This is a genomic window from Streptomyces endocoffeicus (genome assembly GCF_016741935.1).
Classification (GTDB): Bacteria; Actinomycetota; Actinomycetes; order Streptomycetales; family Streptomycetaceae; genus Streptomyces; species Streptomyces endocoffeicus.
The window spans coordinates 606,678-631,431 of record NZ_JAERRG010000002.1 but is presented as its reverse complement, the minus strand read 5'-3'; the positions used below and the strand labels follow the sequence as shown (position 1 = coordinate 631,431).

Sequence of the window (24,754 nt, the reverse complement as noted above, 5' to 3'; positions counted from 1 at the left end):
TCCCACCGCGACCACGAGCCCATCACTTTAACCGGTGATGACCCCATGTGACCCCCGGACTACGGAGCCCGCCGCCGGTCGCCCCTTACCCGGTTCCGGTCGCCCCTTACCCGGTTTACGCCCCCGTCTACCAGGCTCAGCCGCCCGAGGTGTCGAGCTCGGCGTCCGCGCCGACGCCCGCGCGGTCGTACGGGTCGTCCAGCCAGCCGTCGGGCAGCACCACCCGGTTGCGGCCCGAGGTGCGGCCGCGCGGGCCGTCGGCGCCGGGGGGCCACTCCTGGTCCAGGTCCAGCTCGGCCAGCAGGGCGTCCAGCTCGGCGAGGGACGAGGTGATCGCCAGTCGCTTGCGCATCTCCGAGCCCACCGAGAAGCCCTTGGTGTACCAGGCGACATGCTTACGGAAGTCGATCACGCCGCGCTCCTCGTCCTCCAGCCACTCGGCGAGCAGCTCGGCGTGGCGGCGCATCACGGCCGCGACCTCCTTGAACGTCGGCCGCGCGTACCCCGGTGCCCCGGAGTCGGACCCCGGCGCCCCGGGGCCGGACACCGACGCCCCGCCGCCCGGTTCGAACGCGGCCACCAGATCGCCGAAGAGCCAGGGCCGCCCCAGGCAGCCGCGCCCCACGACCACCCCGTCACAGCCCGTCTCGCGCATCATCCGGACCGCGTCGTCGGCGGACCAGATGTCGCCGTTGCCCAGCACCGGGATCTCGGGGACGGCCTCCTTCAGGCGGGCGATCGCCTCCCAGTCGGCGGTGCCGCCGTAGTGCTGGGCCGCGGTGCGGCCGTGCAGGGCGATCGCGGTCACGCCCTCCTCGACCGCGATCCGGCCCGCGTCGAGGTAGGTGATGTGGTCGTCGTCGATGCCCTTGCGCATCTTCATGGTCACCGGCAGCGGGCCCGCCGCGGTCACGGCCTCGCGCAGGATCGAGCGCAGCAGATGCCGCTTGTACGGAAGCGCCGAGCCGCCGCCCTTACGGGTCACCTTGGGCACCGGGCAGCCGAAGTTGAGGTCGATGTGGTCGGCGAGGTCCTCGTCCACGATCATCTGGACGGCCTTGCCGACGGTCACCGGGTCCACTCCGTACAGCTGGATGGAGCGCGGCTTCTCGGTGCCGTCGAAGTGGATCAGCCGCATCGTCTTGGCGTCCCGCTCCACCAGCGCCCGGGTGGTGATCATCTCGCTGACGAACAGTCCCTTGCCGCCCGAGAACTCCCTGCACAGGGTGCGGAACGGAGCGTTGGTGATCCCGGCCATCGGTGCCAGGACGACCGGCGGCTGGACCGTATGGGGTCCGATCCGCAGCTGCGTCCGCTCCGGGTGCGGCGTCTGCGGCGATTGCGTCATGGGATCAGCTTCCTCGTGCGTACTACGGTGGGAGGGCGGGGCCGATCTCTTATTGTCCCGCACCGGGAGAGGGAACTTGTCCCGCACCCGCGAGTGGGAACTTGTCCCGCACCCGTGAGAGGTGTCCCGCACCCGCGAGAGGGATCGACAGGGCGGTGCTGACCGCCGCACCGACGGTATCGATGTAGCGTTCAACCATGCGTGAGCTCAGCCATCGGCGGCGCATGCTTGTGCTGGCGATCTGCTGCATGAGCCTGCTGCTCGTCAGCCTCGACAACACGGTCCTCAATGTCGCGCTGCCCTCGATACGGAGTGATCTGCACGCCTCCGTCTCCGGGATGCAGTGGACGATCGACGCCTACACCCTGGTCCTCGCCGCCCTGCTGATGCTCTCGGGGTCGACGGCCGACCGGGTGGGACGCAAGCGCACCTTCCAGACCGGGCTGGTGATCTTCACCCTCGGCTCGGGACTGTGCAGCCTGGCGCCCAACCTGGAAACGCTGGTCCTCTTCCGCATGGTGCAGGCGATCGGCGGTTCGATGCTCAACCCCGTCGCCATGTCGATCATCACCAACGTCTTCACCGAGCCCAGGGAGCGGGCCCGCGCCATCGGGGCCTGGGGCGGGGTCGTCGGCATCAGCATGGCGGCCGGGCCGATCGTGGGCGGGCTGCTGGTCGAGTCCGTCGGCTGGCGCTCGATCTTCTGGATAAACATTCCGGTCGGGCTCGCGGCGCTGCTCCTCACCGCCCGTTACGTCCCCGAGTCGCGTGCCCCCAAGCCGCGCCGGGCCGACCCCGTCGGCCAGCTGCTGGTCATCGCGGTACTGGGCACCCTCACGTACGCGATCATCGAGGCGCCGGACCGCGGCTGGGACTCGCCGCTGATCGCGGCCTGTGCGGGGATCGCCGCCCTGGGGCTGCTCACGCTGATCCGCTACGAGCGGCGGCGTGCGGAACCGCTGATCGATGTGCGGTTCTTCCACAGCGCGCCGTTCAGCGGGGCGACGGTCGTCGCGGTGTGCGCCTTCGCGGCGCTCGGCGGCTATCTCTTCATGAACACGCTCTACCTCCAGGACGTGCGCGGGCTCGACGCGCTGCACGCCGGGCTGTGGATGCTGCCCATGGCGTTCATGTGCTTCGTCTGCGCGCCGCTGTCCGGGCGGCTGGTGGGCGCCCGCGGGCCACGGCCGTCGATGCTGGTGGCCGGGGTGGCCATAACGGCGAGCGGGGTCCTGTTCGCCGTCTTCGACGCCCAGGCCGGCGATGCGGGGCTGCTGATCGGCTATGTGCTGTTCGGCCTCGGTTTCGGCATGGTCAACGCGCCCATCACCAATACGGCGGTCTCCGGGATGCCCCGCACCCAGGCCGGGGTGGCCGCGGCCGTCGCCTCCACCAGCCGTCAGGTGGGCCAGTCGCTCGGCGTCGCGGTCATCGGCGCGGTGCTGGCGGCGGGCGCCGCGTCGGCGGCGGCGGGCGGGATGGGGCACGAGGCCTCGCCCGCGGCCGCCGCGTCGTTCGTGGACGCGGCCCGTCCCGCGTGGTGGATCATCGCCGCGTGTGGTGCCGTCATCCTGCTGCTGGGGCTGGTGACCACGGGCCGCTGGGCCGAGAGGACGACCCGGCACGCGGCCGCGCTGTTCGAGGAGGACACGCCGACGGGGCAGACCTCGGCGGACGCGAAGGCGTAGTTGGCGCGAGGGGGGCGCGAGGGGGGCGAGCGTCCGGCGCACGGTGCCGCCTGCGGCGGGCTGTTCCCCTCCCCGCCCCTTCCCGAAACTGGGGCTCCGCCCCAGACCCCGGACCGGGCTCCGCCCCCTTCCCGCGCATCGATCGATATGCGGCTCCGCCGCGGGGGGGGGTGGGGCTCCGCGCCCCAGGCCGGGGTCGGGGGCCGCAGCCCCAGGCCGGGGTCGGGGGCCGCAGCCCCAGGTCGGGGTCGGGGGCGCAGCCCCAGGCCGGGGTCCAGGGGCGCAGTCCCTGGTTACGGGAAGGGGCGGGGAGGGGAAAGATCCGCCGCGCGGCGGGTCCGGGGCATCAGACCGCCGCCGGGGACGCCTCCCCCGCCACCTCCTCCGCCGCGAGCGCCAGCGCATGCAGCCGCTCCAGCCGCTCCCGCGTCTCCACGTCCGCCGGGGTGTACGTGAGCAGCTTGGAGCCCTGCTGGGGGCCGGTCCACAGGCTGGTGGAGGCCAGCCGGAGGATGCCCACCCGCGACTGGCGGTAGACCTTGATCTTGTCGCCGGGCCGGATCACCTCATGCCGCGCCCAGATCTCCCGGAACTCCGGCGAGGCGTCCTCCAGCCGCTTCACCATCGTCTTCCAGGCGGGCTCGGCCACATGCTCGGCCATGACGGCGCGGAACTTGGCCGCCATGAGCCGGATCGTCTCCTCCCGGTCCACCAGGCTGGAACGCCACTCATCGTTGGTGAAGGCCAGCCACAGACAGTTGCGGTCCTCCGGCGCCACCTGGTCCAGGTCGCACATCAGCAGCCGGTAGCTGCGGTTGTAGGCGAGCAGGTCGAAGCGGCTGTTCTGGACGCAGGCGGGGTACGGCTCGAGCCGCTCCAGCATGAGCTGAAGCGACTGCGGAACGCCCGTGCACTCGCTCGCCGGGGTCGGGTCGACGGTCCCGGCGAGGGCGAAGAGATGGGTCCGCTCGCTGCGGTCAAGGAGCAGCGCGCGGGCGATGGCGTCGAGGACCTGCGCCGAGACGTGGATGTCGCGGGCCTGCTCCAGCCAGGTGTACCAGGTCACGCCGACGGCCGAGAGCTGCGCGACCTCCTCGCGGCGCAGCCCGGGGGTGCGCCGGCGGCGGCCCCGGGGAAGCCCCACCTGCTCGGGCGTGATCCGCTCCCGCCGGCTGCGCAGAAACGCGGCCAGCTCGCCCCTGCGTATCTCGGCCCCCGCGGCACTCCTGCCCTCGGCCGCGGCCCCGGCCGTCGCGTCCCGCACCATCGTGGTCATGGCTCCAGGGTGCCCGAGGGCTCAGCCGGTTGCCAGGTACTTCTTGTACCAGGATAAAGACACTCTGGTACCAGCCTGAGCGAGGCGGGATCTTCGTAAGCGTGACCGAAACGCAGATTTCCACGATACGGACGATACGGACGAGAACCGCCGCCCCGGGTGCGACGAAGACCCCCGGGCGGACCCCCACCTCCGCCGGACCCGCGCTGAGCCCCCTCGGGCTGTTCACCGTGCTGCTGGGCGCGGCGCTGCCGCTGATCGACTTCTTCATCGTCAATGTGGCCCTGCCCACCATGGACCACGACCTCCACGCCGGTCCGGCCGTACTGGAGCTGGTCGTCGCCGGATACGGCGTGGCGTACGCGGTGCTGCTGGTCCTCGGCGGACGGCTGGGCGACACCTTCGGGCGGCGCCGGCTCTTCCTCGCCGGGATGGCGGCCTTCGGGCTGACCTCGCTGGCCTGCGGGCTCGCGCCGGACGCCTGGAGCCTGGTGGGCGCCCGGGTGGCGCAGGGCGCATCGGCCGCGCTGATGCTTCCGCAGGTGCTGGCCACGATCCACTCCTCGACCAGCGGTTCGCGCCGCGCCCGCGCGCTCAGCATGTACGGCGCGACGGCCGGTCTGTCCATGGTCGCGGGGCAGATCCTGGGCGGTGTGCTGGTGGCCGCGGACATCGCGGGCACCGGGTGGCGCGCGGTCTTCCTGGTCAATGTGCCGGTCGCGCTGATCGGCCTGGTTCTCGCGGTCCGCACGGTCCCCGAGACCCGCTCGAAGCGGCCCGCGCCGGTGGATGTGCCGGGCACCGTACTGCTGGCGCTGTCGCTGATCACGCTGATGGTGCCGCTGACCGAGGGGCGGGCGGCGGGCTGGCCGCTGTGGACCTGGCTGGGGCTGGGCGCGTTCCCGTTCGTGGCCGCCGCGTTCTACGTCGTGGAGCGGCGCGCGGACCGCGCGGGCAGGACGCCGCTGCTGCCGCCGAGCCTGTTCGCCCTGCCCGGACTGCGGCGCGGGCTGGCGATGGTGGTGCCGTTCTCGATCGGCTTCGGCGGCTTCATGTTCGTCATCGCGGTCGCGCTGCAGCAGGGGCTGCGGTACGGGCCGGTGGAGGCCGGGCTGGCGCTGGCGCCGATGGCCACGACGTTCTTCGTGGCCTCGCTGATGGGGCCGCGTCTGGTGGGCCGGTACGGCAGCCGTGTGGTGACCGCGGGCGGGCTGATCCAGGCGGTGGGCATCGCGCTGCTGATGCTGACCGTATGGCGGGACTGGCCGGATCTGTCGCTGGCCGGGCTGCTGCCGGGGGTCGCGCTGGCCGGGTTCGGGCAGGGGCTGCAGCTTCCGGTGCTGATCCGGATCGTGCTGGCCGATGTGCCGAACGAGCGGGCCGGGGTGGGGAGCGGCGTGATGGTCACCACCCAGCAGTCGGCACTGGCGCTGGGCGTGGCGACGCTCGGCACGCTCTTCCTCTCCCTGGGGCCGTCGGCGGGCATGGGTGACGCGCTGGTCATCACGCTCGCGGCCCAGCTGGCGGCGATCGCGCTGACCCTGCTGATGAGCCTGCGGCTGCCGCGCAAGGTGTCGTAGGAGGTGGCCGCCGTCGAGGAGGCCGTCCTCATGATGCGGGATGCCCGTGCCACGGGCCGGGCGCTGTGGGACGCGACGGCGCGGTTCCACGGCCCCGGCTACGCGCCGCGGTGGTCGGACCCGGACCTGGACCCGGCCTTCGCGGCCCTCTGCGAGCTGCTGCTGGACGGTCCGCGGGCCCGTTAGAGCTGACGGGCCCCCGCTCGGGGCCACCGGAACCAGGGGCCCGGCCCGGAACCAGGGGGCCCGGCCCGGGACCAGGGGTCCCGGCGAGAGATCCTCAGCCCACGCCCAGGAAGCGCAGCACGGCCAGCACCCTGCGGTGGTCCGCCTCGGCGACCGGCAGGTCCAGCTTCCCGAAGATGGAGTTGATGTGCTTGGCCACCGCGCTCTCGCTGATCACCAGCGCCCCCGCGATCCCCGCGTTCGACCGCCCGCCCGCCATCAGCTCCAGTACGTCCCGCTCACGCGAGGTCAGCCGGTCCAGCGGATCGCTGTGCCGTCGCACCAGCAACTGGGCCACGACCTGCGGGTCCAGGGCGGTGCCGCCGCCCGCCACCCGGCGCAGCGCGTCGATGAACTCCTCGACGTCCGCGACCCGCTGCTTGAGCAGATAGCCGATCCCCTCGGTGTGGGCCGTCAGCAGATCCGCCGCGTACCGCTCCTCGACGTACTGCGACAGCAGCAGTACGGCGGTGTCCGGCCACTGCCGCCGGATCAGCAGGGCCGCCCGGACGCCCTCGTCCGTGAAGCCCGGGGGCATCCGGACGTCCACGACCGCGATGTCCGGACGGTGTTCCTCGACCGCCGCCAGCAGCCCCTCGGCGTCGTCCGTTTCCGCCACGACCTCGAAGCCCGCGGTCTGTACGACCTTGACCAGTCCGATCCGCAGCAGAACCGAGTCCTCGGCGATCACAGCGCGCACGGCAGCTCCACGGTGATGACGGTCGGGCCCCCACGGGGGCTGCTGATGTCGAACGTGCCGTCCACCGACCCGGCCCGTTTGGCGAGCCCGCCGAGGCCGCTGCCCCGCGCGGGGTCGGCACCGCCCACCCCGTCGTCGGTGACCACCACCCGCAGCGTGTCCCCGGTCCGGACGACCGTGACCTCGGCCCGGGTGGCCCGGGCGTGCTTGGCGATGTTGGCGAGGGCCTCGGAGACGACGAAGTACGCGACGGCCTCGACCGTCGGGGCGGCCCGTTCGGGGACGTGGACGTGCAGCCGCGTCGGCAGCGGGGCGCGGGCGGCGATCCCGGAGAGGGCGGCGTCCAGGCCGAGTTCGTCGAGGACGGCCGGGTGCAGCCCGCGCACCAGGTTGTTGAGCTCCTCGATGGCCCCCTTGGCCTCGCGGTGCGCCTCGTCGATGACCTGCCGCGCCTCGTCCGGCAGATCCTTGAGCGTGGCCTTGGCCAGGCCCAGGTTGACCGCCATGGAGACGAGCCGCTGCTGGGCGCCGTCGTGCAGATCGCGTTCGATGCGGCGCCGCTCGGCGTCCGCCGCGTCGACCGCGCCCGCACGGCTCTCGGTCAGGTCCTCGACCCGCCGCTCCAGTTCCTCGGCGGGGACGGGGCCCAGCAGCGCGGTGGCGGCGCGGGTGTCGAGCCGGGCGAGGGCGCCGATGAGCCAGTAGGCGAGGGCCAGCAGGGCGAGGCCGCCCACGGTGAGATACGCGGCCGCCGTGGCGTCGGGCAGGAACTTGAGCCGCCCGGCCGGCTGCCGCCAGAGGAACACGGTCGCGGCCGCCACGCCCACGAGGGCCGAGCTCCAGGCCAGCACCCCGCCGAAGGCCACCGCCGGTCCGGCCAGCAGGTGGTACCACAGCTGCTGCCGCGCCCGCCGGGGCCCGGGGATCTCCACGCCGAGCAGTGCCCCGAACCGCCGCCGCTGCACGCGCGTCAACAGCGGCGTGGCCACGGCCGGGGCGGCCAGCGGGACGGTGAGCGCGAGCAGGACGTCCATCAGTGACGAGGCGTCGTCGTAGATCAGCCACGGCACGCTCATCGGCACCGCCCAGGCCATGAACTGCACCGCGATACCCGCGAATCCGAAGCGGGCGTCGCGCCGCAGCCGGTGCTGCGAACGCCCGAAGGCAGGGCGTATCGCGGTGAGGAGGCTCATGCGACGACCTTAGAGCGGCCCCGGGCGGCCGCGCGCTGGACCACCTGCCCGGATTCGGGGTGTATCTGGTGCCACCCCGAGTCGGCAACTGGTGTGACCGACACCGGAGGCGGCGCCGACCAGGCTTGCGGTGTGCCCGGGACGACCGACCGGGCCCGGAAGGAGATCCGCGCCATGACCACCCTGTTCGCCCCCACGCCCACCGCCGCTCCGGCCACCGGCCCGGCGGGCCCGGCGACCGCGCGAAGGGCGCGGCTCACGCTTGCCCGGCGGCTCGTACGGCCGGAGTCGGTGCTGCTGGTCTCGGGGGCGGCGCTGGTCCCCTGGCTGTACGTACTGGCCCGGACGCTGCCGTCCACGGCGCGGGTCGGCCACTGGAACGTCGCGTGGGTGGGCCTGGACGCCCTCGAGGCGCTCGGGCTGCTCTCCACCGCCGCGCTGCGCCGGCGCGGCGACGACCGCCACCGGCTGACCGCTGCGGCGACGGGGGCGCTGCTGGTGGTGGACGCGTGGTTCGACACGGTGACGGCCGCGCCGGGCGGGGAGCTGGCGGCGGCGGTCGCGATGGCCCTCTGCGCGGAGCTGCCGCTGGCGGCGGTGTGCACGGCGCTGGCCCTCGGCCGGGAACGACGGCCCACCGCCGCGGTCACCACGGACCCGGTCACCACGGACCAACCCACCACGGTCCAACCCGCCACAGACCGGCCCACCACGGACCCGGTCACCACGGACCGGCTCACCCCTGGGAGGCGGCCCACCAGACGATGACCGCGGCCACCGCGAAACAGGCCAGCATGATGAGGACGACCTGCCGACGTGCCGCCGCGTCGGCGGTCATCCGCGGCGAGCCGAGGGCCCCGTGCGCCTGGGCGAGGTGGTCGAGCCCCTTGTGCCGGGCGCCGCCGTAGGTGATCCGCTCCTGCCAGTCGCAGTGCCGGCAGCCGAGCAGCCGCCGCTGCCCCGGACCGTAGCCGTAGCTCACCTCGAAGACCGTGCCGTCCTCGTGGATGGCGGTGATGTGATGCGTCACGCCGCGCACGACTGGTGAACCCCCCGTTCTGCCGAGTCGACGGGCCCCGGTGCCACGGATCTCCTGTCCGCGGCGCCGGAGCCCGTCGTCGGGTGTGTGTCCGGTACCCGTGGTCCGGGCGCGCTGGCCCGGACCGGGTCAGCAGCCGATCAGACGGCCGCCGAGGTAGGACTGGATCTGGTCGAGGGAGACCCGCTCCTGCTTCATCGTGTCGCGCTCGCGCACGGTGACGGCGTTGTCGTCGAGGGTGTCGAAGTCCACGGTGACACAGAAGGGCGTGCCGATCTCGTCCTGGCGGCGGTAGCGGCGGCCGATCGCGCCCGCGTCGTCGAACTCGATGTTCCAGTGCTTGCGCAGGTCCGCGGCGAGCCCCTTGGCCTTCGGCGAGAGCTGCGGGTTGCGGGACAGCGGCAGCACCGCGACCTTGACCGGCGCCAGCCGCGGGTCGAGCCGCATCACGGTGCGCTTCTCCATCTTGCCCTTGGCGTTGGGCGCCTCGTCCTCGACGTACGCGTCGAGCATGAAGGCCAGCATCGCGCGGCCCACTCCCGCCGCCGGCTCGATGACGTAGGGGGTCCAGCGCTCGCCGGCCTCCTGGTCGAAGTACGACAGGTCCTGGCCGGAGGCGGCGGAGTGCGCCCTCAGGTCGTAGTCGGTGCGGTTGGCCACACCCTCCAGCTCGCCCCACTCCGAGCCGCCGAACTGGAAGCGGTACTCGATGTCAGCGGTGCGCTTGGAGTAGTGGGAGAGCTTCTCCTTGGGGTGGTCGTACCACCGGATGTTCGCCTCCTGGATACCGAGGTCCCGGTACCAGTTCCAGCGCTGCTCCATCCAGTACTCGTGCCACTTCTCGTCCTCGCCCGGCTTGACGAAGAACTCCATCTCCATCTGCTCGAATTCACGCGTACGGAAGATGAAGTTCCCCGGCGTGATCTCGTTGCGGAACGACTTGCCGAGCTGCGCGATACCGAACGGCGGCTTCCGGCGCGAGGTCTGCTGGACGGCGAGGAAGTTGGTGAAGATGCCCTGGGCGGTCTCGGGGCGCAGATACGCGACCGAGCCGGAGTCCTGGGTCGGGCCGAGGTGGGTGGCGAGCAGCCCGGAGAACTGCTTGGGCTCGGTGAAGCTGCCCTTGTTGCCGCAGTGCGGGCAGTTGACGTCGGCCAGGCCGTTCTCGGGGAGCCGGCCGTGCTTGGCCTCGTACGCCTCCTCCAGGTGGTCCGCGCGGAACCGCTTGTGACAGGAGGTGCACTCGGTCAGCGGGTCCGTGAAGGTGGCGACGTGGCCGGACGCCTCCCACACCTCACGGGCCAGGATCACGGACGAGTCGAGTCCGACGACGTCGTCACGCGAGGTGACCGTGGAACGCCACCATTGCCGCTTGATGTTCTCCTTCAGCTCCACGCCGAGCGGTCCGTAGTCCCAGGCGGCGCGCTGGCCGCCGTAGATCTCGCTGCACGGGTAGACGAAGCCACGGCGCTTGCTGAGGCTGACGATGGTGTCGATCTTGTCGGCGGCCACGGTGCTCTCTTCATTGATGACGACACTGACGACGAAGCGAATGCTTCAGGTTACCGGCGGCGGCACCCCCCGGATCAAATCGATAGCCGAAGCGATCAACAAGAGGTCACTTGTTGACAATCGTTTCCATCTTTGTTGAAAATGAGAGTCATGAACATACGCCGCCTCAGGCCCACGACCGCCCTCGTGGGAGCCGCCGCACTGGGTCTGACCACCCTCACAGCCTGCTCCACCAACGCCGGGGACGGAAGGACGGACGGCAAGCTGGATGTGGTGGCGTCGTTCTATCCCATGCAATTCCTCGCCCAGCGGATCGGCGGGACCGCCGTCCATGTCTCCTCCCTGACCAAGCCGGGCGTCGAACCGCACGATCTGGAGATCAGCCCCCGGCAGACCGCCGACCTCAGCAAGGCCGGTCTGGTGGTCTACCTCAAGGGGCTCCAGCCCTCCGTCGACCGGGCCATCTCCCAGGCCGAGCCGAGGCAGCTGGCGGACGCCGCCTCGTACACCTCGCTGGAGGACCACGGCACGGAGGTCGAGGGCGACCACGGGCACGGCGGCGAGGGCGAGGCGGGGCACCAGGGCGAGGAGGCGCACGAGGGGCACGACCACTCCGGCGACGCGGCCGCCGACCCCCACATCTGGCTGGATCCGGTGCGCTACACCCAGGTGGCCAAGGGCGTCGGCAAGGCGCTCGAGAAGGCCGACCCCGATCACGCCGCGATGTACAAGAGGAACACCATCGCCCTGGTCAAGGAGCTGAGCACGCTCGATCAGGACTTCCGGAGCGGTTTGAAGGGCCGTTCTTCGGACACCTTCATCACGACCCATGCCGCCTTCGGCTATCTCGCCGAGCGCTACGGCCTGCGGCAGGAGGCGATCTCCGGGCTCGACCCCGAGTCCGAGCCCAGCCCGGCCCGGGTCAAGGGACTGCACACCATCGCCAAGAAGGACAAGGTCAACACCGTCTTCTTCGAAACCCTGGTGAGCGACCGCACCGCCAAGACACTGGCGGGCGATCTCCATCTGCGGACCGATGTGCTGGACCCGATCGAGGGCATCGGCTCCAAGTCCAGGGGCGATGACTACATCCAGGTCATGCGAGCCAATCTGCAGGCGCTGCGGAAGGCGCTGGGCGCCAAGTGACGGAGGAAGCCATGGAAGCCGAGGAGACCCGGGAATCCGGAGTGGCCGGGGAATCCGGAGTGGCCCGGGAATCCGGGCTCGCCCGGGAGGAGTCCGGGGTGGCCGGGGAATCCGCGGTGGCCGGGGACCCGGCCGCGGACCCCATATCCCTGCGCGGCGCGACGGCCACCCTCGGTGGCCGCCCCGTGCTGCGCGGTATCGATCTGACCGTCCGCCGCGGTGAGGTCGTGGCGCTGCTCGGCGCCAACGGCTCGGGCAAGTCCACCGCCGTACGGTCCGTCGTCGGCCAGGTGCCGCTCAGCGGCGGTGAGCTGGCCCTGTTCGGCATCCCCCGCCGCCGCTTCCGCGACTGGGCCCGGATCGGTTACGTACCGCAGCGCACCACCGCCGCCAGCGGCGTCCCCGCGACCGTGCGCGAGGTCGTCTCGGCGGGGCGGCTGGCCCGCCGCCGGTTCGGGCCGCCGCGCAAGGCCGACCGGGCGGCCGTCCAGCGGGCCCTGGAGCTCGTCGGCATGGCCGACCGCGCCCGGGACCCGGTGAGCGCCCTGTCCGGCGGTCAGCACCAGCGCGTACTGATCGCCCGCGCCCTCGCGGGCGAACCAGAGCTGCTGATCATGGACGAGCCGATGGCCGGGGTCGACCTCGCCAGCCAGGAGATCCTCGCGGGCACCCTCCGCGAGCAGGTCGCCGGCGGCGCCACGGTCCTGCTCGTCCTCCACGAGCTCGGCCCGCTGGAGCCGCTGATCGACCGCGCGGTGGTGCTCCGCGACGGCTGCGTCGTCCACGACGGACCGCCGCCCGAGGCCGTCGGCCAGCACGCGCTGCCCGGCCACGATCACGTCCATCCCCATGCGGCGCCCGACGCCGAACCGATCCGGACAGGGTTGCTGACCTGAGATGCTCGAGATCCTCGACTACGCCTTCATGCAGCGGGCCCTGCTCGCCGCCGTCCTGGTGGGCATCACCGCGCCCGCCGTCGGCATCTACCTCGTCCAGCGCCGCCAGGCGATCATGGGCGACGGGATCGGCCATGTCGCCCTCACCGGCGTCGCCCTCGGCTTCCTGACCGGCACCAACCCGGTGTGGACCGCCGTCGCCGTCTCCGCCCTCGGCGCGATCCTCATGGAGCTGATCCGCTGGTACGGCAAGACCCGCGGCGATCTCGCGCTCGCGATGCTCTTCTACGGCGGGATGGCGGGCGGTGTGCTGCTGATCAACCTCTCGCCGACCGGCTCCAACGCCAACCTCACCACGTATCTCTTCGGCTCGATCACCACGGTCTCCCCCGAGGACGTCGTCGCGATCTCCCTGCTCGCCGCCTTCGTCGTACTGATCACCCTGGGGCTGCGCCGCCAGCTGTTCGCGATCTGCCAGGACGAGGAGTTCGCCCGGGTGACCGGCCTCCCGGTGCGCACGCTCAATCTGCTGCTGGCCGTCACCGCGGCCGTCACGGTCACCGTCGCCATGCGCGTCGTGGGCCTGCTCCTGGTCAGCGCCCTGATGGTGGTCCCGGTCGCGGCCGCCCAGCAGGCCACCCGGGGCTTCGCGATGACGCTCGCGCTGGCGATCACCATCGGCGTCGTGGTGACCCTGTCCGGCACGGTCTTCTCGTTCTACAAGAACGTCCCGCCCGGCGCGAGCATCGTCGTCCTCGCCATCGGCGTCTTCGCCCTGATCACGGCCCTGGCCGCGCCCCTGGCGAAAAGACGCGCCCAACGGGTGGCAGCGGCCGAGGAACGATGCACCCTGAGGGACGATGTACTCGTATAGTCCACCGCTCGTAGGACACGCTCGTGGTCCACTGCCCGGCCAGTGCACAGCCAGTGCCCGGCTCCGTCGCCCATCCCATCAGTCTCGTCCGCTACCCGAGCGATAACTGGCACAATGGCCGGGCAGAAAGCGCGGTGGGCGCGGAACGGGCCCCGAGAGCGACGGAGCATGCGAGGTTGAGGAGGCAGCTGTGGCGACCGCCGGTCCCCCAGTACGCGGCCGGTCCACCAGGCAGCGCGCCGCGGTGGCCGCGGCACTGGACGAGGTGGACGAGTTCCGCAGTGCGCAGGAGCTCCACGACATGCTCAAGCACCGGGGCGACTCGGTCGGCCTGACCACCGTCTACCGCACCCTCCAGTCCCTCGCCGACGCCGGCGAGGTCGACGTCCTCCGCACCACGGAGGGCGAGGCGGTCTACCGCCGGTGCAACAGCGAGGAGCACCACCACCACCTGGTCTGCCGCGCCTGCGGCAAGGCGGTCGAGGTGGAGGGCCCCGCCGTCGAGAAGTGGGCCGACGCGATCGCCGCCGAGCACGGCTTCGTGGACGTGGCCCACACGATCGAGATCTTCGGCACCTGCGGCGACTGCGCCGCGGCAAAGGCGTCCCGGGGCTGACCCTCGCTCCGCAGGGTCACCCCGTGCGGTCCCCTTCCCCCGGGGCCGTCACAGCCTTGTACTGAAACCACACCCGTACGCGCGGCACCCTGCGCCTTCGGCCGGGCGCCGAGTACGGTGCCAAGTACATGAACATTACGGCTACTTGGGGGGAAGCCTGATGTCCTTGTTTCCCGATCTACCGGGGCTGCCGAGCCTCTTCGTCGATCCGCCGTCCCCGAAGAAGACCGCGGGCGCCTTCCACACCGCCAGCGCGACGGGGCAGAACAAGACCAAGCTGGACGACCCCGAGGCCGCCGGGAAGGCCCATTCGGGCTGGGCGGCCGCGACGCCCAACCAGGAGTGCGTCACGGCATGGCGCAACCGCCTGCACGAACTCGGCAAGTCGGCGAGGGAAGCGGCCGCCGCCATCACGGATGCCATGGACGACTACATGGACACCGACCTCTCCATCGAGGCGGAACTCCGCAAGGACGCCCGCTGGCTGGAGGGTGCCTGATGGTCTCCGTACCCGACCTCCGCTCCGCGAGCCCGCGAGCCTGGCGCGACGCCGCCGACGACGCCCTCAGCGCCGCCAAGCACTGCGAGGAGATCGGCACCTTCGCCCGCGAGGACGTGGCCCGCACGATCGAGAAGCAGTGGGTGTCCGACGCGGGGCTCGCCGCCCGCCGCACCTTCGTCAAGCACGCCGAGGACTACGAGGCGGCGCATCTGGCGCTGCGCGAGCTGTGCCGCGTCTACGACGACCTGGCCGACGAGATCGAGGCCGCCCAGCGCGATCTGAACAGCGCCCTCGGCTACGCCAAGGACCATGAGCTGACCGTCGACGACAGCGGTCGCGTCGCCCACTCCAAGCCGGTGGCCTCCGGAAAAGGTGACGACAGCCAGTCGGAGCCGGTCCGGCACGCCCAGGGCATCATCGAGGGCGCCCTGTCCCGCGCGACCAAGGCCGACACCACGGCGTCGGCCGCGCTGCGGACCATCAGGGGCCTCACCGAGATCTCCGACCCCAAGCTGGTCAAGGAGGCGTTGAAGAAGAACAGCCCGCTGGCCATCGCACTGCGCCTGACGGGGGCGCCCGACGGCCCGCACCCGATCAACGTCTCCCCCGCGCAGCTCGCCGCCGTGGAACGGGCCGCGAGGGAGACCGGAATGAGCAAGACGCTGCTGCTGTCGATCCTCTGGCAGGAGCAGCAGTGGTACCAGAACTACGACAAGGACGGCCGTGGTCTCCTGCCGAGCATCGGCAGGATGTTCAACTGGACGCTCCAGCAGACGATCAAGCCGGACAAGTCGCTCGGTATCACGCATATGAAGCTGGGGACGGCCCGTAAGGTCATGGCTGACAACCGCGATGTGTTCACCGCGGCGGACGGCACGTACCTGGGAGACCTCAGCGATGCCCAACTCACCAAGTACATCGAGGAGAACCCCAACGAGGACATCCGCCTGAGCGCGTACTACCTCCAGCAGCTGCAGAAGAATCCGTACGGCTCGGACACGGACAAGCAGCTGTTCGTGCTCTACGCCGCCGACACTCCCGACGTCCGCGAGAAGAACGAGCAGTACGGGGACGACTCGGACCACCGAGGGGGCGACATCAAGACCCGCGGCGAGAACTGGGACAAGCTCCAGCCGCGCCTCGAGGACGCCAAGGCGTGGGAGGCCCTGAGCGACGAGGAGCGCGAGAAGGCCCTGGCGCAGTTGGAGGGCGCCACCCCCAAGGGGCACTCGTTCACCATCGACCCGATCTACGGCGGCGACACACCCGGCACCGGGACCGGCGAGCCGGAGCCCGGTACTCCGTCGCCGGAGCCCGGGAAGTCCCCCACCCCGCCGTCCTCGGGTGGCAACGACGACGATGGAGGCGGTGGCGGGGGCGGCGACAAGAAGCCGACCGAGCCCAGCCCCGGCCTCACACCGCGTCCCTCGGCGACGGGCTAGGCCCCCTGAAGAAGTGAGTTCATGAAGCGAGTGATCAGCGTGTTCGTGGCGGGGATGGCCATGGCCGTCCTCGCCGCGTGCGGCAACACCACGCAGGGCGGCACCGGCTCGTCGCCCGGCCCGAGCGCCACGATGCCGGGCAATGTGCCCACGAAGCCCGAGTACGCGGACGCCGACGCGGTCGTGGAAGCCCTCGAGGCGGGCGGTGTCCCGTGCAAGGTCACTCGCCGCTCGCAGGGCAGTGGGCGCGGGGGGTCGAGCCTCGGATGCGCGTCCGTCATCGACGGCACGAAGTTCGAGAACGACATCCACGTGCTCAATCCGGAGGTCTTCGACCGCGACGATGTCGGCGATTCCATCGCCTCCCGGAGAAAGCCGCCCAGTAGCCAGACCCTGGTCGCCGCGGGTCACTGGTTCGTATGGGTCACCGAGCCCCGCTTCGCGAACCGCGTCGCGGCCGCTCTCGGCGGCGTCGTCCTGCCGCCCGAGAAGGCCGAGATCCCCGACTATCCGCTCCCGGACATCCCCCGCACCCCCCGCTACCGGACCGTCGGCGCCCTCGCCGACGACCTCGCGGCGGCGGTGGGCTGCGACGACCGGAAGCAGCGCTCGGACACCGTCCTGACCTGCACCACCGGCAAGGACACCGGCTCACCCAACTGCGCCACCCTCGCCCTGCACGCCTCGGACGCCGACCGTAACGCGGTGCTGCGCGAGGCCATCGCCTACAAGGGCGTGCCCGCGACCCTGGTCACGGCCGGCAACTGGACCGTCAACCTCTGCGACTACGACCTCGGGTCACGCGTCGCCGACACCCTGCACGGCACGGTCGTGTCCTACGACGGAGGCTGACCGCCGATGCCCTCGGAAAACCCCGGCCGCACCCCCGACCGCACCCCCGTCCGCGTGCTGCGCCGAGCGGCGTCCGTGCTCGGGCGGGGGCGCGTGGCGTTTGTGCGGGGCTGGGCGCATCCGCGGCTGAAGTGGCCCAAGCGGGTGGCGGCGGGTGCCGCTGTGCTGCTGGTGGTGCCCCTGCTGACCGCCGGGGTGTCGCTGCGGCTGCAGTACGCGGGGGATCCCGCGCCCGGGACGCGGACCCGTGAGCGGGACGCGGTGTGGCTGGGGCATGCCTGGGTGGACGGGCGCAATGATGAGGCCCAGCTGGCCGAGCTGGTCCAGCGGATGCGCGGCACCGGCATCCGGGACCTGTACGTCCACGCGGGCCCGCTGGAACATGACGGCAGCCTGCCCGCGGCGCGCTATCCGAAGGCCCGGTGGCTGGTGGACGCCGTGCGGCGGGAGCTGCCCGGGGTGCGCGTTCAGGCGTGGCTCGGCGACGTGCTGTCGACCGAGGGCGAGACGGGATTGGACCTCGGCGAACGGGCGACGCGCGAACGCGTCGTGCGCTCGGCGCGCCAAGTGCTGGACGCGGGGTTCGCGGGCGTCCACTTCGATCTGGAGCCCCTGCACTCCGGCGACCGGGACTACCTGTCGCTGCTGGACGATGTGCACGCGGTCACCCGCGCCCACCGCGCACCGCTGTCGGTGGCCGCCCACCAGATCGACCCGCTCCCCTCCCTCCACTCCGTCGCGGGCTTCGTCGCCGGTCACCCCAAGTGGTGGTCGCAGTCGTACTTCGGCGCGGTCGCCCGCCGGGTCGACCAGATCGCGGTGATGTCCTACGACACGGCGATGCCCATGGAGAGCCTGTACGGAGGCTATGTGGCGCAGCAGACGCGACTGGCCCTCGAGGCGACCCCAAGCGGCACCGACCTGCTGATGGGCCTACCTGCCTTCCACACCGACGACATCGGCCACCACGAGTCGGCCGAGACGGTGGCGGCGGCCGTCCGGGGCACCCGCCTCGGTCTGAGCCGCGAGGACGCGCGCCGCGAGCGGTTCGGCGTCGCGCTGTATGTGGACTTCGCGGCGACACCGGGCGACTGGGCCGCGTACCGGAGGGGCTGGGGCGCGCCGAAATCGGATTGATCCCGGTGGGGGTTGTGGGTACGGTGCCCGACGTGATGAGCCCTGAATCAGACAGAACGGAGCCGCCGGTCGCTCGGCGGCGAGTAGTTGTCTGAACCACTGACCTGACTTCTGGGTCGATCTCGCTTCCAGCGACCGGACACGACTCCGTGTGTCTGGTTCCGTTTCGGGCTCGTGACGTAGTCCGACCTCCAGCACGTGGCCGCTCTTGCCCGCATACGCTCATCGCTGATCGCTGGAGTCGACCTCTTGCCTGTCTTCCTTTATGTCCTCGCGCTTGCCGTCTTCGCGCAAGGGACGTCCGAGTTCATGCTGTCCGGTCTCGTACCGGGAATCGCCCGCGACCTCTCCGTATCGGTGGGAGCCGCGGCGAGTCTGACGTCCGCGTATGCGATCGGGATGATCGTCGGCGCCCCGGTGATGGCCGCGCTGAGCGCGCGCTGGCCGCGGCGCAGGGCGCTGGCGGGGTTTCTGGCGGCGTTCGTCGTGGTGCATGTGATCGGCGCGATGACGACGGACTTCGCCGTCCTCTTCGGAACGCGTGTCGTCGCCGCGATCGTCAACGCCGGTTTTCTGGCGGTCGCGATGTCCGTGGCGGCGGCCCTCGTCCCCGCGGAGCGGCGCGGCAGGGCCACCGCCGTTCTGCTGTCCGGGGTCACCCTGTCGTGCGTCGCGGGCGTCCCCGCGGGGGCGCTGCTCGGGGACTGGTCCGGCTGGCGTTCCGCGTTCTGGGCCGTGGCCGCCCTGTGCCTGCCCGCGCTGGCACTGGTCTTCCGCCAGGCGCCCGCCGACGCGGCGGGCCGGGCGGAGGTCTCGATCAGGCGGGAGGCGCGTGCGTTGCGGTCGCGTCCGGTGCGGTTGGCGATGGCCCTCGCGGCCGTGGTGAACGGGGCGACCTTCGCGACCTTCGCCTACCTGGCCGTCATCGCCACGGACATCGCCCACCTCCCCGACGCGGCCGTCCCCGCCCTCCTCGCCACGTTCGGGGTGGGCTCGTTCGTGGGGGTGACCACGGCCGGCCGTAAGGCCGACGGCGGGCTCGGGAGGGGCCTGCTCCTGGCGCTGTGCGTCCTGCCGGTTGGCTGGGCGGTGCTGGCCGCGACCAGTGCGTACACGGCCCTGCTCTTCGTCGTGACGATCGTCCAGGGCACCCTGTCGTTCGGCATCGGCTCAACACTCGTCGCCCGCGTCATGCACGTCGCGCCCCAGGCCCCTTCGCTGGGCGGCTCGTTCGCCACGGTCGCGCTGAACGCGGGTGCCTTCCTGGGCCCGTTGATCGCGGGCGTCGCGACCGGGGCGACGGGCGACTACCGGGACGCGGCGTGGGTCAGCGCCGCCCTGTCCGCGACGGCGGTCGCCGCCGTCGCGGCTTGCCGGGTAGGGGTTGCCCGAGCTGGGGTCGAGGAAGCCGGATAACCCACCGGCCGGTGGTCGAGTGCGACATCAGCACGCCCAGCAAGGCCTTTGGTGGGCTGACGTCGCACTCCCTCCGCAGCCATCAGCCCAGGCTCAGGCTCCAGACGTCCCCACGCCCCGGACAGTCGTCACGCTCCTCCTCGCTATCCACCACCAGCACGGAGACCTTGGTCTCCGGTGCTCGGTATTCGAGATAACCGCCTTGAGAGCGAAGATCGAGCTCAGGCGCGTCGGGGGTTCGTGACAATTCCTCCCTCAGCTCGCTCCAGGAGCAGTACTCCGGAAACTCCACGCCCATATCGCGACGCCATTCCGCCGCCATGCCTTCCTCATCACCAGCCAGCCGGTGCAGTTCGATCATCCCGCTGGTCATGCCCCACTCCCCCGGGCCGCCGGAGAAGTACAGCTCCACGAATCCGTAGTCCCTGCGAAGCGTTCCGTACTCCTCGTCGACCACGTCAATGAAGTCAACCTTCAGTGCCTCATCGACCTCTCCGGTGGACGATCCAATGCCGACGCCGTGCAGTCGGCCCGTGGCGATGAAGCTCGCCATGAAGGAAATGCCGTTCACGTGCTCAGTCCTCCAGAAACTCGATAATCTTTTGCATTTCCCCAGAGCGATTCTGCTTGTTTCCCCAGTTGTGGTCGTCCATGTGCTCCTTCGCCGACTTGGCCTTCGCCAGCAGGTCGGCGCGGAGCTTCGTGTCGTTGTTCACGGCATCAACAGCGGTCTTGACGCTCTTGTCTGAAGCCCAGCCGGTTGACTTGAGCCGGATCGGTTCCCCAGCGACTTTACCGTCCTTGTCGATGAAGACGCGGACCTCGTCCTGTCCGACGTGGACATGTGCTCCCTTGGTCGCCCAGTCCGATGCCACCGGGGAAACACTGGGCTTGCAGTTCTTGCCCTTGAGGCCGAGTGGGTCGAAATCCGCATGAGGATTGCGGACATATGCGTGATGGTTGGGGGCAGGCTCGAGGCCCAGCGGGTCGGGGGTGACGTAGCGGGCCGTCTCTGGGTCGTAGTGGCGGAAGTAGTTGTAGTACAGGCCCGTTTCGGGGTCGGCGTATTGGCCGGGGAAGCGGAGGGGGCAGTCGACCGTTGAGGTGCTCGCCCCGGAGGGGAAGTGGGTGCCCCAGAGGGTGGTGCGGTGTTGCCAGGCCAGGTCACCGGCTGCGGTGACCAACTCCGTTGGGGTGCCGACCAGGTCCGTAATGATGGCGTGGAAGCGCGGTGTGGTGTCGTCATCGGCGCCGGTGAATTTCTCTATGAGGGATTCGCCGGGCTCACGCACCAGTGACGTGTGGTCGGTTTGGGTCAGGGGGCGGTGGGTGCCCGGGGCGTAGTCCCAGGTGGTGTGGTTGCCCTCCGGTGTGGATTGCTCCGCAAGGCGGGTGTCTTCCCAGGTGAAGTCGACCGATTCGGCGATCGTGCCGTCATCCGCCAGGCGCTGTTTCGCTATGCGGCGGCCGAGGGGGTCGTACGCGTAGCGCCAGTGGTCGCCGTCCGGGGTGGTCGCGTCCGTCAGGCGGTCCTCGGCGTTCCAGGTGTAGGTCCAGGTGCGGGTCTGGCCGTTGAGGAGTTTGCGGGTGCGGCGGGTGAGGCGGCCCTGGGCGTCGTGTTCGTAGGTGGTGCGGCCCGCGCGGTGGATGATCGTGCCGGTGAACTCGCGGTCGCCGGGTGACGCGTGGTCGGGGGCCGTGGCATTCGTGAGGTTGCCCGCCGTGTCGTAGGCGTACGTCTCGGTCCAGCCGTGGGCGTGGATGGCGGTGACGCGGCCGACCGGGTCCAGGTCGAAGCGGCGGGTGCCGGACGTCAGCTCGCGGATCTCGGTCAGGTAGCCGTCCGGGCGGTAGGCGTAGGAGCGGTGTTGGAGGATCCGGTTCGCTTCGCTGTCGCGGCCCTCACCGATCGTCTGTGTCGTGAGGCGGTCGGCCGTGTCCCAGGTCTGGGTCAGTCTCACCGCCTCGCCCACGCGGCGTTCCGTCTCGCGGCCCGCCGCGTCGTACGTGAAGGTCAGGGTGCCGGCCGTCCCCGTACGCAGTGCGGCCGGGCGGCCTGACTCGTCGTAGGTCCAAGCGCTCGTCAGTCCCGAGGGCATCGTGCGTTCGGTGCGGCGGCCCACGGCGTCATACGCGTACGTCGTCGTCCGGCCGTTGACCGTTTCTGACAGGACCCGGCCCACCGTGTCCCGTCCGAGAGACACCACCGAATCGGCGTTGCTCGCTTGGGTCAGGGCGCCCTGTGCGTCGTAGGCGTAGGTCGTCCGTGCGCCCGCCTCATCGCGTTGTTCCGTCGTGCGGCCCAGCGCGTCCCGGGTGAAGTGCAGCGTCTCGCCCGCGCCGTTGGTGCGGGACAGCAGGTGGCCGGCCGGGTCGTGGGTGTAGCCGATGGTGCGGCCGTTGAAGTCGGTCTCGGAGGTGAGCCGGCCCGCCGGGTCGTAGGTGTAGGTCCAGGTCAGGCCCTGGGGGTTGGTGACCTCGGTCAGGCGCAGTTCGGTGTCGTAGGCGAAGGCGTACGCCGCGCCGTCCGGCTCCGTGCGGGTCGCGGGGACGTCGAAGTGGGTGGAGGTCTGGTGGGTGGTGTGGCCCGCCGGGTCCGTGTGGGTGCGGAGGTTGCCCTCGCCGTCCCAGGTCCAGCTCTCCCGGGCGCCGTCCGGCTCCTCCCGCCACGCCGGTTTGCCCTCGGTCGTCCAGCCCATACGGGTCGTATGGCCCAGCGGATCCGTCGCCTCCACCACCCGGCCGAAGGGGTCCCGGCGGATGCTCGTGGTGTGCCCCAGCGGGTCCGTTACGGCGATGGGGAGTCCGGCCCGGTCCGGGGTCAGACGCGTGGTGTTGCCCAGCGCGTCCGTCACCTCGGCCAGGTGGCCCCGCTCGGTGTAACCGTAGGCCGTGGTGGCCCCCACGGGGTCAGTCGTCGAGCGGAGGTTCCCCGTGTCGTCGTACGCATGGCGCCACGTTCCGCCGCCCGGCTCGGTGACCTCCACCGGCAGGCACAACGCGTTGTACGTGGCGTCCGCCCGCGCCCCGTCCGGCAGGGTGACGCCGGTCAGGTTGCCGTCCTCGTCGTACGCGTAGCGGGTGGTACGGCCCAGGGGATCCGTCACCGCGACCTTACGGTCGCCGCGCGCGTCCCATTCCGTCAGCGTGGTGTGGCCCAGCGGATCGGTCTCCTCGATCAGCTGACCGTCGGCGTTGTAGCGATACGCCGTGCGGTGGCCGAGCGAGTCCGTGTAGACGGTCGTGCGCGCCTCGTCGTCGTACTCCAGGCCGCCGTTGAAGACGCCGTCGCTGCCCTCGGTGCGCACCACCTTCCCGTCCGGCCCGTAGACGTACCGGAACGACGTGCCGTTGCGGTCCGTCCAGGACGTCACCCGTCCCTCGCCGTCGTAGGTGAAGCGCAGGGGCGTACCACTGGAGTTGATGACCTCGGTAAGGTTGCCCGCTTCGTCGTAGCCGTAGCGCATCACCACGGTGCCGCCCTCGCGGCCCTGCTCGGGGGTGTAGACCGACGGCGGCTCGTCGAGGAGCCGGAGCGCGGTGACCCGCTGGCCCTCGGTGTCAACAGCCAGGTAGTAGCCCCCGGAGTGGCGCACGGCCAGCGGGGCGCCGCTCAGGGCGCGTTCGATGTCGATGCGCGCGCCGTTGCGGTCCTGGAGGCTCTCCAGTACCAGGTAGACCGCGCCCGGCTCCTCCGTGGCGGTGGGACGGACGAACGTCCGCACCACACCCGCCTCCGGATCGGTGACCGTCATGACGCCGTCCGGTTTGCCGTCCCACTCCAGCGGCCACCGCGCGCCCTTCGCGGGCAGCGTCGGCACGCCCGGCTCCGGCACCGGATACACCAGCCGCATCCCGTCCGCGGCGGCGAAGACCACGCCCTCCGCGTCGAGTTGGATCCGCTCGTCCAGCAGGCTGGTCCAGGTCGGGCCGAACCACACCCCGCCCCGGTACGAGGACACATGGGTGCGCTCGAAGACCAGCGGCAGCGAACCGGGCAGCGTCAGATCGGTGTGCTCCATCAGCATCGCGCCGGTCGCGATGTCGATCGGCTCACCCGTACACGGGCACTTCTTGGTCGGGCGGGCGGCCGGGCCCTCCTCGACGAGGTTCGGGCGCAGCGAGGGCACCTTCGGGGGCTTGAGCAGGTCCGGGACGCCAGTGAGCTTCGGCATCACACCGGGTTTGAGCACCCCGAGCCCGGCGCCGAAGATCCCGCCGTCGATCATGCCGTCCTTGGCCGCCTGGTTGACCTCGTCCAGGCTGAAGCCCTTCTGCTGCCCCAGAGCGATCTTCACCGGCTGGGCCACGGCCGCGTCGATCGTCACGGACAGCACGCTGGTGAAGACCGCGCCCGTCAGCATCTCCGCGGCGATGACGGCGACCGCTTCCTCCACGGCGACGCCCAGACCGGCGGCCATGGCGATGATCTCCGCCGCTACCCCGTCGGAGGCGCCCCCGGTGACGATGGTCAGCAGCCCACCGCCGACGAGCGCGACGGCATCGATGCTGATCTGCGTCCACAGCTTCTCGATCGCGTCATCGACGGTGTCGGCGAACTTGTCCAGCGCCTTGGCCATGTTCCGGGCCGACTTGGCGAGATTGCTCAGCCAGCCCTCGTCCTCGCCCTTGGCGTAACGCCCCCAGAAGGTCTCGAAGGCGTCGATCGCCTCGCCCTTGTTGTGGTGGACGAGCGTCGTGGCCGCCTTGTTGGTCGCGACCCGCACATCGTCCACGCTGTCGGCGAACGTCCGCCAGGCGTCGGCGGCGTGGCGCAGGGTGCCGGAGTTGGCGTCCGGCCACCACATGCCCAGCTTCATGAGGAGGGCCTTGGCCTTCTCCTCGATCTCGCTCCCGATGCTCACCGACGGCTCACCGATGGCCGTCCGCGCCCGGACCCTGGTCATGACCCGAGCCGTGCTTGGCCTTGGTGAACATGCCCTCGATGAGCTTGTCGTTGTCGACATGACCGTCGGCCATGTCGTTCATCGCCTCGTAGATGCTGGTCAGGCCGAGGACGAGAATGCCGGCCGCCGACTCGATGTGCTTCTGGGCCGGCTTGTACTGCTTGGCGAAGTCCTTACCGGGCTTGTCGTCCCCCCATGGCTCGCCATAGCCGTCCAGTGTCGAGATCAGCGTGGTCAGCGCCTCACTCAGCTTCACCGCCTGGTGGTGGAACGTCGGCGCGACCGACTTGATGTCCGCCACTTTGATGTCCAGGACCTTGCCGCCGCCGTGCCCACTGCCGTGCCCGCCGTCGTGCCCGCCGCCGCTGCCCATGCGACGCCTCCCCCGCTGAACTGAGCGTTTGT

Annotated in this window: 22 protein-coding genes; 13 read left to right on the top strand and 9 right to left on the bottom strand. The window is 71.1% G+C overall.

Annotated elements, in window-relative coordinates; genetic code table 11:
* Positions 1 to 136 precede the first annotated feature (136 nt).
* Positions 137 to 1,348, bottom strand: coding sequence for a tRNA dihydrouridine synthase DusB (gene dusB / locus JK364_RS10165; RefSeq protein ID WP_201849758.1), 1,212 nt, complete (start codon positions 1,346 to 1,348; stop codon positions 137 to 139).
* A gap of 197 nt (positions 1,349 to 1,545) precedes the next feature.
* On the opposite strand from dusB, the gene JK364_RS10160 reads away from it, so the two are divergent.
* Positions 1,546 to 3,036, top strand: a complete 1,491-nt coding sequence (locus JK364_RS10160) for an MFS transporter (protein ID WP_201849756.1) — start codon at positions 1,546 to 1,548, stop codon at positions 3,034 to 3,036.
* Between the two features lie 346 nt (positions 3,037 to 3,382).
* Here JK364_RS10160 and JK364_RS10155 read toward each other — a convergent pair whose 3' ends face one another.
* Complete coding sequence (locus JK364_RS10155) at positions 3,383 to 4,312, bottom strand: helix-turn-helix transcriptional regulator (protein ID WP_372461934.1); 930 nt, start codon at positions 4,310 to 4,312, stop codon at positions 3,383 to 3,385.
* 134 nt (positions 4,313 to 4,446) lie between these two features.
* On the opposite strand from JK364_RS10155, the gene JK364_RS10150 reads away from it, so the two are divergent.
* Both JK364_RS10150 and JK364_RS10145 read left to right on the top strand, forming a co-directional pair.
* Entirely contained in the window at positions 4,447 to 5,892 is a 1,446-nt protein-coding gene (locus tag JK364_RS10150) for an MFS transporter (protein WP_201849861.1), read from the top strand.
* A gap of 3 nt (positions 5,893 to 5,895) precedes the next feature.
* Entirely contained in the window at positions 5,896 to 6,078 is a 183-nt protein-coding gene (locus JK364_RS10145; protein ID WP_307841212.1) for a hypothetical protein, read from the top strand.
* A gap of 94 nt (positions 6,079 to 6,172) precedes the next feature.
* On the opposite strand, the gene JK364_RS10140 is transcribed toward JK364_RS10145, so the two are convergent.
* Positions 6,173 to 6,817 carry a response regulator transcription factor gene (locus JK364_RS10140; RefSeq protein ID WP_201849754.1) on the bottom strand — a complete coding sequence of 215 codons (645 nt, stop codon included), beginning with the start codon at positions 6,815 to 6,817 and terminating at the stop codon, positions 6,173 to 6,175.
* Positions 6,805 to 8,010 (bottom strand): sensor histidine kinase, encoded by a 1,206-nt coding sequence (locus tag JK364_RS10135; protein ID WP_201849752.1) that lies wholly within the window; start codon positions 8,008 to 8,010, stop codon positions 6,805 to 6,807. The genes JK364_RS10140 and JK364_RS10135 overlap by 13 nt, the downstream gene beginning before the upstream one ends.
* A gap of 93 nt (positions 8,011 to 8,103) precedes the next feature.
* On the opposite strand from JK364_RS10135, the gene JK364_RS10130 reads away from it, so the two are divergent.
* On the top strand, positions 8,104 to 8,778 hold the full coding sequence (locus tag JK364_RS10130; RefSeq protein WP_201849750.1) for a hypothetical protein: 675 nt from the start codon (positions 8,104 to 8,106) through the stop codon (positions 8,776 to 8,778).
* On the opposite strand, the gene JK364_RS10125 is transcribed toward JK364_RS10130, so the two are convergent.
* Both JK364_RS10125 and JK364_RS10120 read right to left on the bottom strand, forming a co-directional pair.
* A complete protein-coding gene (locus tag JK364_RS10125; protein WP_230991655.1) occupies positions 8,747 to 9,040 on the bottom strand; it encodes a hypothetical protein in 294 nt (97 codons plus the stop codon). The genes JK364_RS10130 and JK364_RS10125 overlap by 32 nt on opposite strands.
* Before the next feature lie 138 nt (positions 9,041 to 9,178).
* Positions 9,179 to 10,561 carry a glycine--tRNA ligase gene (locus JK364_RS10120; protein WP_201849748.1) on the bottom strand — a complete coding sequence of 461 codons (1,383 nt, stop codon included), beginning with the start codon at positions 10,559 to 10,561 and terminating at the stop codon, positions 9,179 to 9,181.
* Between the two features lie 150 nt (positions 10,562 to 10,711).
* Here JK364_RS10120 and JK364_RS10115 point away from each other — a divergent pair, with 150 nt between their 5' ends.
* The 9 genes from JK364_RS10115 (at position 10,712) to JK364_RS10075 (ending at position 19,442) form a co-directional block, all read left to right on the top strand.
* Positions 10,712 to 11,707 carry a metal ABC transporter substrate-binding protein gene (locus tag JK364_RS10115; protein ID WP_201849746.1) on the top strand — a complete coding sequence of 332 codons (996 nt, stop codon included), beginning with the start codon at positions 10,712 to 10,714 and terminating at the stop codon, positions 11,705 to 11,707.
* 11 nt (positions 11,708 to 11,718) lie between these two features.
* Complete coding sequence (locus JK364_RS10110) at positions 11,719 to 12,603, top strand: metal ABC transporter ATP-binding protein (protein WP_230991654.1); 885 nt, start codon at positions 11,719 to 11,721, stop codon at positions 12,601 to 12,603.
* 1 nt (position 12,604) lies between these two features.
* Entirely contained in the window at positions 12,605 to 13,477 is an 873-nt protein-coding gene (locus JK364_RS10105; protein ID WP_201849744.1) for a metal ABC transporter permease, read from the top strand.
* A gap of 190 nt (positions 13,478 to 13,667) precedes the next feature.
* On the top strand, positions 13,668 to 14,093 hold the full coding sequence (locus JK364_RS10100) for a Fur family transcriptional regulator (protein ID WP_201849742.1): 426 nt from the start codon (positions 13,668 to 13,670) through the stop codon (positions 14,091 to 14,093).
* 160 nt (positions 14,094 to 14,253) lie between these two features.
* Positions 14,254 to 14,592 carry a hypothetical protein gene (locus JK364_RS10095; RefSeq protein WP_201849740.1) on the top strand — a complete coding sequence of 113 codons (339 nt, stop codon included), beginning with the start codon at positions 14,254 to 14,256 and terminating at the stop codon, positions 14,590 to 14,592.
* The gene (locus tag JK364_RS10090; RefSeq protein WP_201849738.1) at positions 14,592 to 16,037 is read left to right on the top strand and encodes a hypothetical protein; all 1,446 of its coding nucleotides are present in this window, start codon (positions 14,592 to 14,594) and stop codon (positions 16,035 to 16,037) included. The genes JK364_RS10095 and JK364_RS10090 overlap by 1 nt, the downstream gene beginning before the upstream one ends.
* 21 nt (positions 16,038 to 16,058) lie before the next feature.
* Positions 16,059 to 16,889: a hypothetical protein gene (locus JK364_RS10085; protein WP_201849736.1), complete on the top strand. Its 831-nt coding sequence runs from the start codon at positions 16,059 to 16,061 to the stop codon at positions 16,887 to 16,889.
* A gap of 6 nt (positions 16,890 to 16,895) precedes the next feature.
* Positions 16,896 to 18,026: a glycoside hydrolase family 18 protein gene (locus JK364_RS10080; RefSeq protein ID WP_201849734.1), complete on the top strand. Its 1,131-nt coding sequence runs from the start codon at positions 16,896 to 16,898 to the stop codon at positions 18,024 to 18,026.
* A gap of 249 nt (positions 18,027 to 18,275) precedes the next feature.
* Positions 18,276 to 19,442, top strand: a complete 1,167-nt coding sequence (locus tag JK364_RS10075; RefSeq protein ID WP_201849732.1) for a Cmx/CmrA family chloramphenicol efflux MFS transporter — start codon at positions 18,276 to 18,278, stop codon at positions 19,440 to 19,442.
* Between the two features lie 82 nt (positions 19,443 to 19,524).
* Here JK364_RS10075 and JK364_RS10070 read toward each other — a convergent pair whose 3' ends face one another.
* The 3 genes from JK364_RS10070 to JK364_RS10060 are packed head-to-tail and all read right to left on the bottom strand — an operon-like array spanning position 19,525 to position 24,722.
* A complete protein-coding gene (locus JK364_RS10070; RefSeq protein WP_201849730.1) occupies positions 19,525 to 20,013 on the bottom strand; it encodes a hypothetical protein in 489 nt (162 codons plus the stop codon).
* Between the two features lie 4 nt (positions 20,014 to 20,017).
* Positions 20,018 to 24,349 (bottom strand): DUF6531 domain-containing protein, encoded by a 4,332-nt coding sequence (locus JK364_RS10065; protein ID WP_230991653.1) that lies wholly within the window; start codon positions 24,347 to 24,349, stop codon positions 20,018 to 20,020.
* Positions 24,315 to 24,722 carry a hypothetical protein gene (locus tag JK364_RS10060; protein WP_201849728.1) on the bottom strand — a complete coding sequence of 136 codons (408 nt, stop codon included), beginning with the start codon at positions 24,720 to 24,722 and terminating at the stop codon, positions 24,315 to 24,317. The genes JK364_RS10065 and JK364_RS10060 overlap by 35 nt, the downstream gene beginning before the upstream one ends.
* Positions 24,723 to 24,754: the final 32 nt, after the last annotated feature.

Bases quoted from the DNA above. Each gene is read 5' to 3' on its own strand.
- dusB (WP_201849758.1), bottom strand. From the start codon at position 1,348: ATGACGCAATCGCCGCAGACGCCGCACCCGGAGCGGACGCAGCTGCGG.
- JK364_RS10160 (WP_201849756.1), top strand. From the start codon at position 1,546: ATGCGTGAGCTCAGCCATCGGCGGCGCATGCTTGTGCTGGCGATCTGC.
- JK364_RS10155 (WP_372461934.1), bottom strand. From the start codon at position 4,312: ATGACCACGATGGTGCGGGACGCGACGGCCGGGGCCGCGGCCGAGGGC.
- JK364_RS10135 (WP_201849752.1), bottom strand. From the start codon at position 8,010: ATGAGCCTCCTCACCGCGATACGCCCTGCCTTCGGGCGTTCGCAGCAC.
- JK364_RS10115 (WP_201849746.1), top strand. From the start codon at position 10,712: ATGAACATACGCCGCCTCAGGCCCACGACCGCCCTCGTGGGAGCCGCC.
- JK364_RS10110 (WP_230991654.1), top strand. From the start codon at position 11,719: ATGGAAGCCGAGGAGACCCGGGAATCCGGAGTGGCCGGGGAATCCGGA.
- JK364_RS10105 (WP_201849744.1), top strand. From the start codon at position 12,605: ATGCTCGAGATCCTCGACTACGCCTTCATGCAGCGGGCCCTGCTCGCC.
- JK364_RS10095 (WP_201849740.1), top strand. From the start codon at position 14,254: ATGTCCTTGTTTCCCGATCTACCGGGGCTGCCGAGCCTCTTCGTCGAT.
- JK364_RS10090 (WP_201849738.1), top strand. From the start codon at position 14,592: ATGGTCTCCGTACCCGACCTCCGCTCCGCGAGCCCGCGAGCCTGGCGC.
- JK364_RS10085 (WP_201849736.1), top strand. From the start codon at position 16,059: ATGAAGCGAGTGATCAGCGTGTTCGTGGCGGGGATGGCCATGGCCGTC.
- JK364_RS10080 (WP_201849734.1), top strand. From the start codon at position 16,896: ATGCCCTCGGAAAACCCCGGCCGCACCCCCGACCGCACCCCCGTCCGC.
- JK364_RS10065 (WP_230991653.1), bottom strand. From the start codon at position 24,349: ATGACCAGGGTCCGGGCGCGGACGGCCATCGGTGAGCCGTCGGTGAGC.
- JK364_RS10060 (WP_201849728.1), bottom strand. From the start codon at position 24,722: ATGGGCAGCGGCGGCGGGCACGACGGCGGGCACGGCAGTGGGCACGGC.